The sequence below is a fragment of the Staphylococcus pasteuri genome (assembly GCF_030547725.1).
In the GTDB taxonomy this organism is placed as follows: domain Bacteria; phylum Bacillota; class Bacilli; order Staphylococcales; family Staphylococcaceae; genus Staphylococcus; species Staphylococcus pasteuri.
Genome location: NZ_JAUOQO010000341.1, coordinates 1 through 272 on the forward strand (window position 1 = coordinate 1; position 272 = coordinate 272).

Consider the following 272-nt stretch of genomic DNA (forward strand, 5'->3'; position numbering starts at 1 on the left):
AAATTATATAAACATTTTTATTATCGTTTATTTGCTATTCTAACTTATGTATTTATTTTATTTAATTTTGTACCGTTTATAGACCAGTTATTTAATGGATTCTCTGCCCCACAAAAAAGATTGCATTTTATCATTGCATTTAATTCAGCTATGTTAATAGGACTTTATGTTAAATATTTTAAAAATGTAAAAATTAAATATTATCTTCTAAAAAATATTATTGCGCAAAGCGTCATATTTATAAGTGCCTTCGCCTATCATACTTAAGGTGC

Annotated in this window: 1 pseudogene; it reads left to right on the forward strand. The window is 23.9% G+C overall.

What is annotated here, in order from left to right:
- Window positions 1-264: pseudogene (locus tag Q4528_RS13915) on the forward strand (YfhO family protein); the annotation flags it as partial.
- Window positions 265-272: the final 8 nt, after the last annotated feature.